The organism is Tenacibaculum sp. SZ-18, assembly GCF_002813915.1.
GTDB lineage: Bacteria > Bacteroidota > Bacteroidia > Flavobacteriales > Flavobacteriaceae > Polaribacter.
In genome coordinates this window covers 329,633-345,841 of record NZ_CP019335.1, presented here as the reverse complement: position 1 = coordinate 345,841, position 16,209 = coordinate 329,633, and the positions used below count along the sequence as shown (strand labels likewise).

Here is a 16,209-nt window from a genome sequence, read left to right as displayed (position 1 = left end):
ACCATAATCACAGTAACAAATTCAGTTATTTTAAAACTTTTACCAACTGTTTCTCAATTGCATCAACATTCATACTTGCAGAATTATCTAATAAAACAATTGCATTCTTTAATTTTGTATTTCTAGCGAAACTCGTTCTCGCTCCTAACCAAGAACCATTATGAGCATGTACATCTTTTCCAAAAATAACCCAACCAAAACCATAATTGATAACTGTTCCATCATTTAGAATTGTTTCCTTAAAAGCTTCTTGCATCGTAATTTTGGATAACAGTTGATTATCATACCAAAATTGATTCCAAATTATAAAATCATCAATACTAGAAAAAACTCCTCCATCCCCAGCAATTCCATCTAATACCCCAGACTTTAATTCTACTAAATCTCCTAATATATTTTCAAAAGACCATGTTTTATTTGGAAAAGTCTTTTCTTGGGAAAGTAAATTCCAAACTCTCGTATTCTTCATCCCTAATTTATCAAACAACTCGGTTTGCATAAATTCTTCAAATGATTTTCCTGAAACATTTTCTATAATTGCCGCTAATAGCACATATCCTGTATTGTTATATGAATGAACTTCATTCGGGTTATGTTCTAATGGTAAGTTTTCTTTAGCTAATAATTTTACCATCATAGATATAGTTAAGGCACTTCCTACTTCTTTACTATATTTTTTCGGAAAATCCATATATACATCTGGAATTCCTGAAGTATGGTTTAATAAATTTCTTATTGTTACTTTTTCATAAGGTAAAACAGGTAAAAACTTTTTTATAGAATCATCAAAATTCAACTTTCCTTGTTCTTTCAATAACATAATACCAACTCCAGTAAATTGTTTTGAAACAGATGCTAATCTGAACGACGATTGAGATGTTAGTCTCTTTCTTCGAGTATGATCTGTAAAACCATACGTGTTTTTTAGTAGCAGACTATCATTTTTAATCAACAGTACTGCACCATTAAACTTATTGTCTTTTTGAAGCTTAGCCAACCATTTATCTGTTTTCTCTATTTTTTCGGTTAGGTTATCATTCTCACCAAGGACTAATTCATCAATTTTTGCCATTTTATTAAATGCCCAAATACTAGCAGCTCCAAAAGCTAGAACACCAAGTATAACAACAGCAATTATAATTTTCCATATTAGTTTCATTAGTTTAGATTTTAAGGTTAATTGTATGACGTAAATTCCAAAAGTTTGTTTCAATTTCTACTCTTTTTTTTCGAACGGCAGTATTATTTTGTAGTTTTACAATCTTCAATTCGTATACATTTATGACTACCAAAAAAAGACTTTTTTTATTAGATGCGTATGCTTTAATTTTTAGAGGATATTATGCTTTCATAAAAAATCCAAGAATTAACTCTAAAGGAATGGACACTTCAGCTATTCTAGGTTTTACAAACTCATTACTAGATGTGATCAAAAAAGAAAAACCTGACTATATAGCTGTTTGTTTTGATAAAGGTGGTAGTGCAGATCGTGTTGAAATTTTTCCTGAATACAAAGCAAATAGACAAGAAACTCCAGAAGCTATTAGGATTGCTGTTCCTTATATTGAACAAATCCTACAAGCAATGAATATTCCTGCGATTGTTAAAGAAGGATTTGAAGCTGATGATATTATTGGAACTTTAGCAAAGAAAGCAGAGAAAGAAGGATTAGAAACGTATATGGTAACTCCAGATAAGGATTATGCTCAACTCGTGTCTGATAGTATTTTTATGTATCGTCCTCCAAGAATGGGAAATGGATATGAGAAATGGGGAGTTGAAGAAGTACAGAAAAAATTCGAAGTTGAACGACCTGAGCAAGTAATTGACTTCTTAGGAATGATGGGAGACTCTGTTGATAATATTCCAGGATTACCAGGTGTTGGTGAAAAAACAGCTAAAAAGTTTCTAGCCGCTTATGGTTCTATGGAAGGTTTATTTGAAAATATTCATGAGCTAAAAGGAAAAATGAAAGAGAAGGTTGAAGCTAATCAAGAATTAGGTTTACTTTCTAAAAAGTTAGCTACAATTATGCTTGATGTTCCTGTTGAACTGGAACAAGACAAACTTATTTTTGAGCAACCCGATATTGAAAAAACGAAAGCAATTTTTGCTGAATTAGAATTTAGAAGATTAACAGATAATTTCTTAAAAACATTCTCTCAAGAGAGTTCTACATCAATTTCTGATACTAAACCACAACAAACGGAAAGTACATCTGGACAATTTGATTTGTTTGCTACTCCTGGTGCTGGAAATGCCACGGTAGAAAGCATCAATGGATTTAAAACAGTTGCTAACACCTCACATTTCTATCAATTGGTAAACACACCTGTTTCTAGAAAGTTATTATTAGACAAACTTATGATCCAACAATCAGTTTGTTTTGATACAGAAACTACTGGTTTAAAGTCATTAGAAGTTGAATTAATTGGAATTGCTTTTTCTTGGGAGGAAGGAAAAGGATATTATGTTGCTTTCCCAGAAAATCAAGAGGAAACACAACAAGTTTTAGAAATGTTTAGACCATTTTTTGAAGCTGAAAACATTGAAAAGATTGGTCACAATATTAAGTACGATATAAAAGTTTTATCAAACTATAATATGCCTGTAAAAGGTAGGTTATTCGATACCATGATTGCTCATTATCTGATCAATCCTGACATGCGTCATAATATGGATATACTTTCTGAAACGTATTTAAACTATCAACCCGTTCCAATTACAGACTTGATTGGTAAAAAAGGGAAGAATCAACTTTCTATGAGAACCGTTGAATTAAATAAGCAAACAGAATATGCAGTTGAAGATGCTGATATTACTTTACAGTTGAAAAATCATTTCACTAAAGAACTCGAATCAGGAAAATTAACTGAATTGTTTACAAATGTTGAAATGCCTCTAGTTTCGGTTTTAACGAATATGGAAATTGAAGGAATCAATCTAAATACAGATTTCCTAAAAGAGTTTTCAAAAGAACTTTCTTCAGATATCACTTCTTTAGAACAGAAAATATATGAGCAAGCAGGTGAAGAATTCAATATTGCTTCACCAAAACAATTAGGTCCAATTTTATTTGAAAAATTAAAATTAGTAGACAAACCCAAGAAGACAAAAACTGGTCAATATTCTACAGCAGAAGATGTATTATCTTCTTTGAAAGAACATCAAATTGTAGCAGACATTCTAGAATATCGTCAATGTAAAAAATTATTAAGTACATATGTTGATGCACTACCTAATGAATTAAATCCAAAAACAGATAGAATTCATACCGTATATGCACAGGCAGTTGCAGCAACTGGAAGATTAAGTTCTAACAATCCGAACTTACAGAATATTCCAATTCGAACAAAAAGAGGACAAGAAGTTCGAAAAGCATTTATTCCAAAGGATAAAGATTATACATTATTGGCAGCAGATTATTCTCAAATTGAATTACGCATTATTGCTGCATTAAGTGAAGAGGAAACAATGATTAAAGCTTTCCAAGATGGAGAAGATATTCATGCATCCACTGCAGCTAAAGTTTTCAATGTGTCTTTAGATGAAGTTACACGTGAACAACGTAGTAATGCGAAAACAGTAAACTTCGGAATTATATATGGTGTTTCTGCGTTTGGACTAAGTAATCAAACAAATTTATCTAGATCAGAGGCAAAAGAATTGATTAACGCGTACTATGAAACATATCCGAAATTAAAGAACTTTATCGCGCAACAAGTAGACTTCGCGAGAGAGCATGGTTATGTTGAAACTATATTAGGTAGAAAGCGTTATTTAAAAGATATAAATTCAAGAAACGCTATTGTTAGAGGTGCAGCTGAAAGAAATGCCGTAAATGCGCCAATTCAAGGTAGTGCAGCAGATATTATAAAACTTGCCATGATTAATATTCAAAAGCGATTTGAACAAGAACAATTCAAATCTAAAATGTTATTGCAAGTTCATGATGAATTGGTTTTTGATGCTCATAACGATGAACTAGAAACAATAAAACCTATTATTAAAGAAGAAATGGAAAATGCATTTAAACTTTCTGTTCCTTTAGATGTAGAAATTGGATTAGGTACAAACTGGTTAGAAGCACATTAAAGTCTAATCTACTCATATATTAAAAAAAGCTCACGAAATAGTTTCGTGAGCTTTTTTAGTTTAGAACGATGTCTATCTTATCAAAGTTATTAACACGAAAACGTATGCGTGATTAATTTTAACCTTTCTCCTTAAAATATCTGACTTCTTTTCTATTACATTTAAGGAAACAAAAGGAATACTCATAAGTAATTAGGTGATGTCCCTTCAGAAAGAGTTATGAAAGATTTGAATGAAAATTGACCTCCCAGTCGCTTGAAAATATCTTTTTAACTTCTATTTATTTTGATAAGTAAATTGATTTCAATGTAAATCAATCAAAACAAATTGCGCAATTCTGACCAAAGAAGTTATGTCTGTAAACTAATATTTCACATTTAGCGGAAACCGAAAAGCTTAAGAGTAGGTAACATTTAAATCAATCAAATCATGAAAAAAGACATTTTAAAACAGATTAAAGCGACAGTTCTAAGTAAAAAAGAAACAAAAACTATTATTGGTGGTTACGATGGATCATTTACTGGAAATTGTTCATTCATCATTTGTGGTGGAGTTGGGAATACAGCAGGCTGGGCATTTAAACAAGGTTGCCCAACTACGAGTTCTGGAAGAAGATTATACATTTATAAACCTAACCCGGCGTTATTCTGCTGGCAATAAACCAACCGCAAAGTAAATACAATGAGGTTTTTATATTTATAAGAACCTCATATTCTGTTATATATTCCAAATTAAATTATGAAAATAATTCAAAGCTTTTGGTCTAAACCAAGCATGAATCAATCAGATGACCCAAATTCAAGATATAAAGGCGGATGGTTAAAAAAGAAATATTCTTTCTTCAGTCAAGCTTTAAGTTGTTTATCATTTAAAGAGTTTTATCCAGAAGTAGAGCTTTACACTGACACTCACGGAAAAAAACTTTTATTAGATCAATTGAAACTTCCATACACAAAAGTACATGTTACACTGGAGGAAATTAACTCTTACAACCCAAAACTTTGGGCACTTGGAAAAATCGTTACTTATGCACAGCAGGATAAACCGTTTTTGCATGCGGATACAGATGTTTATATCTGGCGAAAATTCGATTCTGAATTAACCTCTTCAGAATTATTTACTCAGAATTTAGAAGTCAATTTCCCAGCTTATCAAGATGCATTTAATGAAATTCTGAAAAGATTTGATTGGATTCCTACTGAACTCATAAACGTACTTTATCAAAATCAAAACATACAAGCCTTTAATGCTGGAATTATTGGCGGAAGTAATTATTCATTTTTTAAACAATTAAAAGACAGAGCCTTTGATTTCATACATAAAAACGAGCATCTCTTAAATACAATAGATATTGGCATCTTCAATACTATTTTTGAGCAACAACTTGGTTTTGCAATAGCTCAAAAGAAAAAGATTCCTATATCATACTATTTAAACAAGGTAGATTCAGATTTCTCCCAAGTAATCAATTTTCATACTGTACCAGTTTCATCTAGTTATGTTCATTGTATTGGGTATGCGAAAAAATCAATCTTCGCTTGTGAACAGTTAGAAGCTAGATTAAAATATCACTTTCCAACTTATTACAATGATTTAATCGAAAATTTAAAAGCAACGTTTCCAGAAGAAGAGTTCGAATGTGATTTTTCAGTGGAAAGAATGAACAATCTGTTTAGAATTTACGACTGGCTTTCAACAGTTTCAATAAATGATATTTTCGAAACTAGATTCTCTCTGAGTAAAAATGTAGCAATAATTAATGAAGAAGAAAAATACTTTCTTTCTTACTCATTACCACAGAACGGTTCATTACAAAAAGAAGAAATAAAAGATTGGTTAGCTATAATATTATATTTTGAAACCCCTACATCTATAAAAGAATTACATACCGAACTATGTAAAGATGAAGATTTTCTAAAAGACATGAATTCCGAAGAATTAAAATCAAAATTAATCTCATTTGTTATGGATAAATATGTGCTTCTAGAAATACTAGAAGTTAAAAACTAACCAATCATTGATAATTACACCAAAAAGTTTTTGTAAACCAGGTACTACATGCTCTTCTAAATATAGTTTTATAAAGAAATATAAACTGACTTCTTGCAATGCAAACAGGCATCTCAAAAGACTCAGCAAATAATTTTCATTATAATTTACAAATCAGAAAAGGATTTCTCTTTGTTAAAGATCAGTTCACCAGACTTTCCTTGGATGGCTAAATCGCATCGGAATGATAATAAAGAGATTATCGTTCTAAAATTTTTTGTCCGATATCAATAATTATTTTTGAGGTTATGTCCCACTTATGTAATACAATCTAACTTCTAAAGATTCAGAATGTATTCCTGAACCTTACCTAGAACAATAGTTTTCAATTAATTTGAAACCTACATCACTAGACTCAGTATACGTAATTACTCGAAAAGTGTACAACTATTTATGTCATGAAGTAAATGGATTGTTATATCAAACAAAAAAAACACCTACTATTTTTCTAATAGTAGGTGAATTTCGTAAAATAGTTTTGTTTTTTTTAATGTCTGATTGCGTAGCTAGCTCCGCTTCCAAACTCAGATAAAGTTGTAAACAACTTCTTAAAAAAACTATTTACTCTTTTAAGTAATAATTTCCCCATGATGTTAATAATTTAAAATAATCCCAGTGCAAAGATAAGACACAATTCATTGATTTTCATAGGTTTTCGCCCCTTTTTGTATCAAAAGCCTAAAAATCAACATATTTGGATAACAAATCCACCTAAATTACATAGTAAAAACTGCTAACTAGTTAATTTTAAGAAGTTTTCAAAGGCAACATAATATGGTTGATCCTTCAAAACAGGCAAATCAATACTCTCTGCATTTGCCAAACCAACACCAGCGAACCAAACCTCTGCGTTGCGTTCTTTTGCATGAGCTTTAAAAGTTTCCATCCAAATAGTATCGTAATCATTTGGATTTTGAAGGTTATTTGTAGCTTTCACTAAAACAAAAATTGTACGTTCCCCTTTTTTGAAAAGAACAAATTGAGGATGCTTTTTCAATTCGCTGTTTACTGCAACAAATTCATAACCCATTTCTTCTAACTTTTTACCAGCAATGTTCATGGCTAAGTTATGTAGTTCTTGTTCTGTTAAGACTCTCATTTTCTCTTTTTATTTCTTTTATTGAAATTTTTATCTCCTCTTGTCTTTGGTTTTTTATATTTCTTTGCTATTTCTCTTCGATAACTCCCACCAAGGTTTACCTTTTTATTCTTTTCCTTCTTTTCATGAAAAGCAGGACCTGGAACATACTCTTGGGAATTTCTATTTCTTGATTGTGACTGATCTTCTTTCGGACGCTCTTCTTCAGTTAATTGTTTTGAGATTTCAACTGGTTCTGGAATTTCTAATAAAGGGATTTCATAATTCATTAATTCCTCAATTCCTTTTTTCGCCTCTTGTTCTTTTTCCGTAACTAATAATATCGATTTACCTTTATGCTCGGCCCTACCCGTACGTCCAATTCGATGCATATAATTTTCTGGGTAATTGGTAGGGTTAAAATTTATGACATGTGAAATTTCTTGTAAATCCAAACCACGCGCAATAACATCTGTAGCTATTAAAATTCTATGTTTTCCTTCATTAAAATTTTCAATAGATTTTATACGGTAATTCTGAGTTTTATTAGAATGAATAACACAATTTTGACCAGGAAATTCTTCTTCTAACAAGTTAAATATACGATCTGCATTTCTTTTATTGGGCGCAAAGATTAAAACTTTATCAAACTCACTTTTATCAAACAATAAGAAATTTAAAAGATTCATTTTTGTGTAGAAGTTGGGAACATTGTAACATGTTTGTTCAATATTATCCAACGGAGTTCCGCTTACGGCAATGGCTATTTTTTTAGGAGCAATAAAGAAATCATCAATTAGAGTTTCTACATCCTCAGTCATGGTAGCAGAAAACATAATATTCTGTCTTCTATCTGGAAGTAAATCAAAAATGTTTAAAAGTTGAAATCTAAAACCTAAATCTAACATTACATCAACCTCATCGATCACTAACTTTTGAATAGATTTCATCTTCAAAACTCTACTTAACGCTAAATCATATAATCTACCAGGAGTTGCTACAATAATATCACATCCTTCGGCAACAGCCTGTTTATGACGATTCAGATTTACACCTCCATAAACACCGAGAACCCGTAAAGTCATATATTTTGACAACTTTTCTATTTCATCTACAACCTGCAATACTAGCTCACGTGTAGGTACAAGAATTAATACTCTAGGATTTAATTGTTTTGAAAATTTTAAATCTCTAAGAACAGGTAAAATGTAAGCAAAAGTTTTACCAGTACCTGTTTGTGCTATTCCTACTATATCTTTTCCTGATCTCACAACAGGAAATGCTTCTTCTTGAATTGGCGTTGGATGTTCAAAGCCTAAATCATGAACTGCGTTTCTTAATGGATTCGATAAATCTAATTCTTCGAAAGTTGTCATTTAACTTAATTTCCGCAAAGGTACAACCAATATTTTGTATATTTAGAGAGATAAATGATGAAGATATGACGACACCAAAACGTTTAGAACAAGCCCTAATCAAACTCTACAACGCTTTTCATAACAATCAATTAAACCCAGAATGCTGTTCAGCTTGTGCTGTTGGTAATATTTTAGATAATCACGATAGCTGGAAACACTTATCTGATGAGCACGGATCTACGGAATTAAATTATGTAGGTAACATCCATCAAAAATTGGGAAGACGTTTTAATGGTTATACCCCATTAGAATTATTACAAATAGAAAAAATATTTTTAGAAGCTTGTGGTTTTGTAGTTCCATTAAGTCATTACAATCCTAAACCAAAAAACAGTACCGATAAAGATAATCTCTTTAATGGACTCAATGCAGTTGTTCGGTACTTATGTGAACTAGAAGGAATAAATAATGTGATGGATTACTCTAAAATATTTCAATTTGAAAATGAAGATCCTGTTTATCAATTTGACGTGATTTATGAATAAACATTTTAATTAAAACATAAAAAAAGCCGATGCGAATGCATTGGCTTTTTTTATCTCTTCATTGTAAAGACTATTTGTAAACTTCTTTAATAAAGTCTTCGTAGCTTACTTCCTTACTCTTAAACTTCATATTTTCCTTGAAAAACGTTAATAATTTCTGTGAAATTAATTGAGTTTGTAATCGTTGAGCCTCTTCTTGATTCGATAGAACTCTACCAGCAATATTGTTTAACTCCTCCTCTTCTGGGTTCAAGTTACCAAATTGAGCCATTTGAGCTTTAATAAATCCTTTAGTGTAATCTAATAACTCTGGGTACTCTAATTTGATATCGTTATCCTTCATAATCTTACCTTCGATTAATTGGTAACGCAATCCTTTTTCAGATTTAGTATATTCTTCTTTAGCTTCATCTTCAGATAATTCTTTTTCTCCAGCAGTTTGTAACCACTTTTGTAAGAATTCTGCTGGTAAATCAAATTTAGTACTATCAATAAAATGCTCAGTTACTGCGTTTAATAATTGTTGATCAGCTTGTTGTTGAAATTGTCCTTCAGCATCTTGCTTTATTTTTTCCTTTAATTCAGTTACCGTAGTAACACTTCCGTCTGGAAACACCTTTTCAAATAAATCTTGATCAAGATCAGCTGGTTCAGTTTTGCTGATTTCTTCGATAGTGAAAGTTACTGTTACATCTAACTCATCAGCTACTTCTTTAGTAACACCTAATGCTGGAGCTAATTTCACATCTTCTTCAAAAAGTTTTTTGGTATTTAACTCAACAACATCACCAACTTTTGCTCCGATGAATTTTTTTTCGTTCTTCTTTCCTTTTAAATCGTTTACTAAGAACGTAGATTTTTTGTTAATCTCCTTTTCTTCATTTAAAAAAGTACCTGTTACATTTGCATGTTCTTCACCTTCTTCTAAAGTGATTAATTTACCGTAACGGTTTTGAATATTTTCAAGCTCTTTATCGATTAACTCATCAGTAGCAACAATTTTATATTCAGTAATCTTATTTTTACCTTTTACATCAACATCGAACTCTGGAGCTAATCCTAATTCAAACTCAAATGAAAATTTATCAGTATCCCAAGAAAAATCGTCTTTTACAACTGGTAATGGATTTCCTAAGATGTCTAATTTTTCCTCAACCAAGAACTTGTTTAAACTATCTTGTAAAAGTTTATTTACCTCGTCAATCATAACCGCTTTACCGTACTGCTTTCTTACCATACCCATAGGAACATTTCCTTTTCTAAATCCAGGAATATTTGCTTTTTTACGGTAATCGTTTAAAACCTCTGTTACTTTGTCTTTATAATCTTCAGCAACAATATCAACCTTCACAATGGCATTTAATGCGTCTACGTTTTCTTTTGTAATATTCATTTGACTATTATCTTCTTAAAAAATTGGGTGCAAAATTACTATTTTTAAATTAGTCTAACAAGCATTTTATACAATTGAAATAAAGATACTTATATAAAACTAATAGATTCTATTTTTCTTCTTTGAGCAAACCGAATAAAACCGACCTGAATACTGACAATAAAACACTAAATAAAAGTGCAGTAAAAAATCCTTTTACGTAAAATCCTTCAACTAATTCTCCCGCCATTAAAATAATAATAGCATTTACAACTAGTAGAAACAAACCTAGTGTTAAGATGGTAACTGGTAGTGTAAGCACTATCAAAATTGGACGTACAAACATATTCAGTATAGCAATTACAAATGCGATTATTACAGCCGTAACGTAATTATCCACAACAATTCCTCTTAATAAATTTGACAAAACCAATACTGCGAATGCCGTTAATAATAATTTTGTTAGAAATTTCATTTTTTTATTTTTCTTGTTAATGACCAAAACTATACCAAACTCAAAAACAAGAACTTTTGGCATAAAGTATTTGAAATTCATGTAAAAAATGGCACTTAATTTAGAGAAAGTTTTATTTTTACGAAAAAAATTATGGAAACCTATAATGATTACAGTTTCGGATTAATAATTGGTCAATTAATCTCTTTCGTTTTTATTATCTTTTTATTCTATGTAGTATTTAGATTCGTAAAATACTTAAATCTTAGCATAAAAGAAATGAGCAAAAACAAATAATCAATAATCCGAAATAACTTTATTTTAAATAAGATAAATTTTTCATAACAATACTTGAACTGCTAATGAAAAGCATCTTCAAAAAGTATAATCTTGCTATTAAGAACAATATCGTTACTTCTGAAGATAGTAGCAAATAAATTTTAGTTCATTTTCTATCTTTTTGGGATAAAATCAAAGACATTGAGGAAGATTTATTACCTGAACTTATGTTAGTAATTAATGAAGTATTTGATTTTAATGATATTAGAGCTGATGTTGTAGGTTTAGCCTATGTTGAAAAACTAAACACAAAGTTAATCGGAAGTGATTTTGAGCATTTCGACCTTACCCTTCCTACGAGTGATTTTCACAAAATAATTATGGAATGGTTTACAATTTTAAGAAACACGATCAAAATATAAAGAAAAGTTAACCTATAGAACATTCATGAAAAAAGGTTTCGAACTATTAAGGTCAAGAAGTATTTCTGATCAAGTCAATTTGATTAATTTGGAGAAAAAGTACAATCTTGAAATACCTCCTATTTATAAAATATTCGCTAAAAACTTCTTACTTAGAAACAATTCTTTAAGTTATGAAACTTATATTCATCCAGATCATAATGACGAAAGATATCTAACCTATTATAGTTACACTCTAAAACCAGAAATCGATTTTACAGGATTTAATTCCATTGAAGATTCCATGTTATTTGCTAAAGAAATTGAACAAAAAGACGACATTGATTACTTAACTGTAGGATATTGCACAATTGGAGGAATTTTATTAGGATTAAAAGGAGAGCATAAAGATAAAACTTATTATTACGATCCAGACGAATATCCTCAAACTCACATAGAACTAACCAATGATATTTTTGATTTTGTTCGCGGCTTAGAAGAAATACTTCTATCAGAAAATGAACTACCTAAAATAAAGTTCTCTCAACTTTATAAAACATGGGGAACTCATTCTTGGCTAGTAAAAAAAATAGACAACTAATGATTTCGAAACAGAATATAACTCCACTTTGAAACTTTGTATTATTTCCTATAAATTAGCGCAAAAAAATTAAACACTTTCACAAATGGTTGGAATCATTTTTACTCTATTAATGCTTGTAATGCTTCAAGCTGTATTAGGATTCGATAATTTATTATACATTTCTTTAGAATCTAAAAAAGCACCAGAAAAAGAGCGTAAACGCGTTCGTAAAACAGGAATTTTAATCGCCATTGGATTACGTATTGTTTTACTTTTTGTTTTGGTTTCTATTATTGATTTCTTTCAAGAGCCTTTTGCATTCCTATCAGGAGGAATTGATAATGTTGTGAAATTTGCTTTCAACGGTCATAGTTTAATTGTATTAGCTGGAGGTGGATTCATTATTTACACTGCAATTAAAGAAATTTGGCATATGATTTCTATAAAAGACTTAGATCATAATGTGGAAGGTGACGGAAAAAGAACTAAATCAGCAAATGCTGCCATTGTAAGTATTGTTATTATGAATTTAGTATTCTCTTTCGATTCTATTTTAGCAGCCATTGGTTTGACTAGTGAAATTGAAAATTCAACGACTGCTTTTATTGTTATGGCTATTGCTATCGTAATAAGTGGACTTTTAATGCTTTTCTTAGCTGATAAAATTTCAATTTTCTTGGCTAAAAACAGAATGTATGAGGTACTAGGACTATTCATATTACTCGTAGTTGGAATTATGTTAGTAACAGAAGGTGGCCACTTAGCCCATATTAAATTATTTGGAAACCCAATTGAACCAATGAGTAAAACAACTTTCTACTTTGTAATTGTGATTTTAGTAATTACTGACATTGTTCAAGGACGTTATCAAAAGAAAATATTCGCTGAACAGAATAGTGAAAACTAGTTTCGTGAAAAAAATAATAAAAGGCCAGTATATAATTATACTGGCTTCTTTATTTATTTAATTAAACCATTTTACATTTTTATTGTCTTATTAAAAAACAAGTTAGATTATGAGAGTAATTAAATCCATTTTAGCAGGAGTTTTAGTTGCAGCAACTAGCTCTTTAAGCGCCCAAAATTTAGGTAATACTAAAGAAGCAATTGATAACAACAAAGCAATGCTCTTGAATCAAAAACAGTTGAAAAAAGACATTGCACAACTCAAAAGTTTTAAAACCAAGATTAATGCATTTGAGGAAGCGTTTATTGAACATGATAATAAACTTGTGAAATCACTAAAAGCTGAAATTTTATCTGATATGAAACGTGAAATCAAAGAAAGTAAACGTAAAATCAGACAAGATCAAAAGGAATTACAACAAAGTCGAAGAGAGTTGGGTCGTTCACAGAGAGAAGCTTCCAATCACACGAACAGTAGAAGAAGAGCTTACAGAGATGATGTTCGCGACAAACGAGATGACCGAAGGGACAAAAAAGATGACAGAAGAGACTTAACAAGACAAATTAAAAGAACTGACCGTCAAAAAGAAATTATGAAAGCAATTAAAAAATATAATTTCTTAGCAAAAAGAGCGCCTGGAAAACATCAATTAATTACAAACTCTAAACTACTTCAAGAATTTGCTCAAACTATGGCAGCAGATATCGCCGAAACAAAGACAGAAATCGTTGAAGATAAAAAGGAAATGATCGAAGATCGAATAGAAAGAAGAGAAGACAGAAGGGGATAGATTTTTGAAAATTCCTTGAATATAAAAGCATCTTGTTATTTTTCAAGATGCTTTTTATTGTATAAAGTTCATCACCAATTTATAAAAATCTTTCGGATTTTCTGCATGTAGCCAATGTCCGGCATTGGGCACAGTAACAAGCTTATAATCTGAAAAATGTGCGCTTAACAAAGGAGCATCTTGATCTAGAATGTACTGTGACTTCCCTCCTCTTAAAAATAGAACTTCACCTTCAAAGGTTGCACCTGTTGGTAAACCTACAATTACTTCATTATAATTCTCAGTTAACGATTCTAAATTAAAACGAAAGCCTAGTTGACCTTTCTCAACCCAATAGGTGTTTTTTAGAATAAACTGTCGAACACCGATTTCAGGAATTAGCTCCGACAATTTTTCATCAATTAGTTTACGTGAGTTATGAATTGCAAAATCAATAGAGTTTAAAGCTCTAATTATATCTTGATGATGCGGTGGATATTCCTTTGGAGCTATATCCGCAACTAATAACTTCTCAATTAACTCAGGATATCTTGTAGCAAATAACATTGCGGTCTTTCCTCCCATTGAATGACCTAATAAAATTACCTTTTCTAATTTATGATAGTCGATATAATTCTTTAAATCTTCAACCAATACATCATAATTAAATTCATCCGAATGAAAACTCCTTCCGTGGTTTCTCTGATCAACTAAGTGTACTTGTAAATTCTCCTCTGAAAATTTATTTGCCAAACTTTTCCAATTGTCTCCCATTCCGAAAAAACCATGTAGAATTAAAAATGGTTTTCCTTCGCCAACCACTTTAGAATGTAAGATATTCTCCATGACTATTTCAATCGATCTAAATACATATTTACCACATTCTCCAACCCAAGATAAATACTTTCAGAAATTAACGCGTGACCTATAGATACTTCTGCTAAATTTGGAATGTTATTTTTAAAGAATTCAATATTCTCTAGATTTAAATCATGTCCTGCGTTTATACCTAAACCTAATTCATTTGCCAAAACAGCAGCTTGAGTGTAAGGATTTACAGCATCTTTATTCCCTCTTTCAAACTCCTTTGCAAAATCTTCCGTATACAACTCAATTCTATCCACACCTGTTTTTGCTGCAGCTTCAATTAATCTTAAATCTGTTTCTATAAAAATTGAAGTTCTTATACCTGCATTTTTAAATTCAGCAACTATTTCTTGCAAGTATGACTGATGCTTAACAGTATCCCAACCAGCGTTTGAGGTAAGTACATCTTCTCCATCAGGAACTAAAGTCACTTGAGTTGGTTTTATCTCTAGAACCAAGTCTGTAAACTTTTTAATAGGATTACCTTCTATATTATACTCTGTAAAAACAATTGGTTTTAAATCATAAGCATCTTGATAACGAATATGACGCTCGTCTGGTCTTGGATGAATTGTAATTCCATTAGCTCCAAAACTTTGAATATCTGACGCTACCTTTAATAAATTCGGCACATTACCTCCTCTTGAATTTCTTAAGGTAGCTATTTTATTAACGTTAACACTTAATTTTGTCATCTCTGTATTTTAAGAATACAAAAATAACCTATTAAAAGTTTTTAAACTATATTCGTATCAATGAATATTTACGTTTGTATCTATGAATATTAACGACTACATTTTAAAAGAAATTAAAGCACTTACTTCAGAAGATTCTGTAAGTAGTGCATTACAATTGTGTGAACATTTACCCATTACACATATACCAATTGTAAAGGACAATAAGTTGATAGGATGTTTCGCTGAGGACGACATCCAAACCATAGAAAACAAAGACACTGCTTTACATGAATATATTCATTTGATTCAACATTTTCATGCGGATAAAAAATCTTCTTTACTAGAGTTAATTTCTCTTTTTGCGGAAAACGACTGTAATATCATTCCAGTTTTGGATGAAAAACAAGAATACCTTGGATATTATGACTTAAGAGATATTCTAGATGTTTTCGCTGATAGTCCGTTTATGCATAACGATAATATAACGTTAATTGTTTCAAAAACGAAAGCAGATTTTACCATTAGTCAAGTTGCACAAATTGTAGAAAGCAATAAAGCTAAATTATTGGGGCTCTATGTTTCAAGAGAAACGGTAGATAATGTTGAAATTACATTAAAAATTTCTTCTGAGGAAATGAATGAGATTATTCAAACCTTCCGAAGGTATGATTATAACGTTATTTCTCAATTAGAAGATGATATGTTTTTAGAAGAACTTAAGGATAGAGCAAACTACTTCAAGAAATATCTTGACATGTAAATTAAATTTAATAGA

The 16,209-nt window shown here is 30.6% G+C and carries 16 protein-coding genes; 9 read left to right on the top strand and 7 right to left on the bottom strand.

The annotated features are described in order from the left end of the window. Positions 1-25 precede the first annotated feature (25 nt). On the bottom strand, positions 26-1,159 hold the full coding sequence (locus BTO06_RS01600) for a serine hydrolase domain-containing protein (protein WP_100923647.1): 1,134 nt from the start codon (positions 1,157-1,159) through the stop codon (positions 26-28). Positions 1,160-1,281: 122 nt separating this feature from the next. On the opposite strand from BTO06_RS01600, the gene polA reads away from it, so the two are divergent. From polA to BTO06_RS01585, 3 genes are all read left to right on the top strand, one after another. After that, positions 1,282-4,095, top strand: a complete 2,814-nt coding sequence (gene polA / locus BTO06_RS01595; protein WP_100923646.1) for a DNA polymerase I — start codon at positions 1,282-1,284, stop codon at positions 4,093-4,095. Between the two features lie 429 nt (positions 4,096-4,524). Further along, positions 4,525-4,755 (top strand): hypothetical protein, encoded by a 231-nt coding sequence (locus BTO06_RS01590; protein WP_100923645.1) that lies wholly within the window; start codon positions 4,525-4,527, stop codon positions 4,753-4,755. Between the two features lie 78 nt (positions 4,756-4,833). Then, on the top strand, positions 4,834-6,105 hold the full coding sequence (locus BTO06_RS01585) for a DUF6734 family protein (RefSeq protein ID WP_157811703.1): 1,272 nt from the start codon (positions 4,834-4,836) through the stop codon (positions 6,103-6,105). Between the two features lie 772 nt (positions 6,106-6,877). Here the strand turns inward: BTO06_RS01585 and BTO06_RS01580 are convergent. Next, a complete protein-coding gene (locus BTO06_RS01580) occupies positions 6,878-7,243 on the bottom strand; it encodes a Na(+)-translocating NADH-quinone reductase subunit F (RefSeq protein WP_100923643.1) in 366 nt (121 codons plus the stop codon). Continuing rightward, entirely contained in the window at positions 7,240-8,598 is a 1,359-nt protein-coding gene (locus tag BTO06_RS01575) for a DEAD/DEAH box helicase (RefSeq protein WP_100923642.1), read from the bottom strand. Before BTO06_RS01575 ends, BTO06_RS01580 begins: the two co-directional genes overlap by 4 nt. A gap of 65 nt (positions 8,599-8,663) precedes the next feature. Here BTO06_RS01575 and BTO06_RS01570 point away from each other — a divergent pair, with 65 nt between their 5' ends. Then, positions 8,664-9,125: a Na(+)-translocating NADH-quinone reductase subunit F gene (locus BTO06_RS01570; RefSeq protein WP_100923641.1), complete on the top strand. Its 462-nt coding sequence runs from the start codon at positions 8,664-8,666 to the stop codon at positions 9,123-9,125. Between the two features lie 70 nt (positions 9,126-9,195). Here BTO06_RS01570 and tig read toward each other — a convergent pair whose 3' ends face one another. Further along, positions 9,196-10,518: a trigger factor gene (gene tig, locus BTO06_RS01565; protein WP_100923640.1), complete on the bottom strand. Its 1,323-nt coding sequence runs from the start codon at positions 10,516-10,518 to the stop codon at positions 9,196-9,198. Between the two features lie 109 nt (positions 10,519-10,627). Continuing rightward, complete coding sequence (locus BTO06_RS01560) at positions 10,628-10,972, bottom strand: phage holin family protein (protein ID WP_100926684.1); 345 nt, start codon at positions 10,970-10,972, stop codon at positions 10,628-10,630. A 485-nt stretch (positions 10,973-11,457) separates the two neighbouring features. Between BTO06_RS01560 and BTO06_RS01555 the strand changes: the two genes are divergently transcribed. From BTO06_RS01555 to BTO06_RS01540, 4 genes are all read left to right on the top strand, one after another. Then, positions 11,458-11,652: a hypothetical protein gene (locus BTO06_RS01555; protein ID WP_100923639.1), complete on the top strand. Its 195-nt coding sequence runs from the start codon at positions 11,458-11,460 to the stop codon at positions 11,650-11,652. Positions 11,653-11,677: 25 nt separating this feature from the next. Then, positions 11,678-12,232 carry a hypothetical protein gene (locus tag BTO06_RS01550; protein ID WP_100923638.1) on the top strand — a complete coding sequence of 185 codons (555 nt, stop codon included), beginning with the start codon at positions 11,678-11,680 and terminating at the stop codon, positions 12,230-12,232. Positions 12,233-12,317: 85 nt separating this feature from the next. Beyond that, complete coding sequence (locus BTO06_RS01545) at positions 12,318-13,121, top strand: TerC family protein (protein WP_100923637.1); 804 nt, start codon at positions 12,318-12,320, stop codon at positions 13,119-13,121. A 109-nt stretch (positions 13,122-13,230) separates the two neighbouring features. After that, positions 13,231-13,911, top strand: a complete 681-nt coding sequence (locus BTO06_RS01540; protein ID WP_100923636.1) for a hypothetical protein — start codon at positions 13,231-13,233, stop codon at positions 13,909-13,911. Between the two features lie 54 nt (positions 13,912-13,965). On the opposite strand, the gene BTO06_RS01535 is transcribed toward BTO06_RS01540, so the two are convergent. Next, positions 13,966-14,736: an alpha/beta fold hydrolase gene (locus BTO06_RS01535; protein ID WP_100923635.1), complete on the bottom strand. Its 771-nt coding sequence runs from the start codon at positions 14,734-14,736 to the stop codon at positions 13,966-13,968. Between the two features lie 2 nt (positions 14,737-14,738). Continuing rightward, the gene (locus BTO06_RS01530) at positions 14,739-15,452 is read right to left on the bottom strand and encodes a pyridoxine 5'-phosphate synthase (protein ID WP_100923634.1); all 714 of its coding nucleotides are present in this window, start codon (positions 15,450-15,452) and stop codon (positions 14,739-14,741) included. An 82-nt stretch (positions 15,453-15,534) separates the two neighbouring features. Between BTO06_RS01530 and BTO06_RS01525 the strand changes: the two genes are divergently transcribed. Next, a complete protein-coding gene (locus tag BTO06_RS01525) occupies positions 15,535-16,194 on the top strand; it encodes a CBS domain-containing protein (RefSeq protein ID WP_100923633.1) in 660 nt (219 codons plus the stop codon). Positions 16,195-16,209: the final 15 nt, after the last annotated feature.

Coding starts and splice junctions, on each gene's coding strand:
- polA (WP_100923646.1), top strand. CDS start 1,282: ATGACTACCAAAAAAAGACTTTTTTTATTAGATGCGTATGCTTTAATT.
- BTO06_RS01560 (WP_100926684.1), bottom strand. CDS start 10,972: ATGAAATTTCTAACAAAATTATTATTAACGGCATTCGCAGTATTGGTT.
- tig (WP_100923640.1), bottom strand. CDS start 10,518: ATGAATATTACAAAAGAAAACGTAGACGCATTAAATGCCATTGTGAAG.
- BTO06_RS01555 (WP_100923639.1), top strand. CDS start 11,458: ATGTTAGTAATTAATGAAGTATTTGATTTTAATGATATTAGAGCTGAT.
- BTO06_RS01545 (WP_100923637.1), top strand. CDS start 12,318: ATGGTTGGAATCATTTTTACTCTATTAATGCTTGTAATGCTTCAAGCT.
- BTO06_RS01540 (WP_100923636.1), top strand. CDS start 13,231: ATGAGAGTAATTAAATCCATTTTAGCAGGAGTTTTAGTTGCAGCAACT.
- BTO06_RS01550 (WP_100923638.1), top strand. CDS start 11,678: ATGAAAAAAGGTTTCGAACTATTAAGGTCAAGAAGTATTTCTGATCAA.
- BTO06_RS01600 (WP_100923647.1), bottom strand. CDS start 1,159: ATGAAACTAATATGGAAAATTATAATTGCTGTTGTTATACTTGGTGTT.
- BTO06_RS01590 (WP_100923645.1), top strand. CDS start 4,525: ATGAAAAAAGACATTTTAAAACAGATTAAAGCGACAGTTCTAAGTAAA.
- BTO06_RS01585 (WP_157811703.1), top strand. CDS start 4,834: ATGAAAATAATTCAAAGCTTTTGGTCTAAACCAAGCATGAATCAATCA.
- BTO06_RS01575 (WP_100923642.1), bottom strand. CDS start 8,598: ATGACAACTTTCGAAGAATTAGATTTATCGAATCCATTAAGAAACGCA.
- BTO06_RS01535 (WP_100923635.1), bottom strand. CDS start 14,736: ATGGAGAATATCTTACATTCTAAAGTGGTTGGCGAAGGAAAACCATTT.
- BTO06_RS01580 (WP_100923643.1), bottom strand. CDS start 7,243: ATGAGAGTCTTAACAGAACAAGAACTACATAACTTAGCCATGAACATT.
- BTO06_RS01570 (WP_100923641.1), top strand. CDS start 8,664: ATGACGACACCAAAACGTTTAGAACAAGCCCTAATCAAACTCTACAAC.
- BTO06_RS01525 (WP_100923633.1), top strand. CDS start 15,535: ATGAATATTAACGACTACATTTTAAAAGAAATTAAAGCACTTACTTCA.
- BTO06_RS01530 (WP_100923634.1), bottom strand. CDS start 15,452: ATGACAAAATTAAGTGTTAACGTTAATAAAATAGCTACCTTAAGAAAT.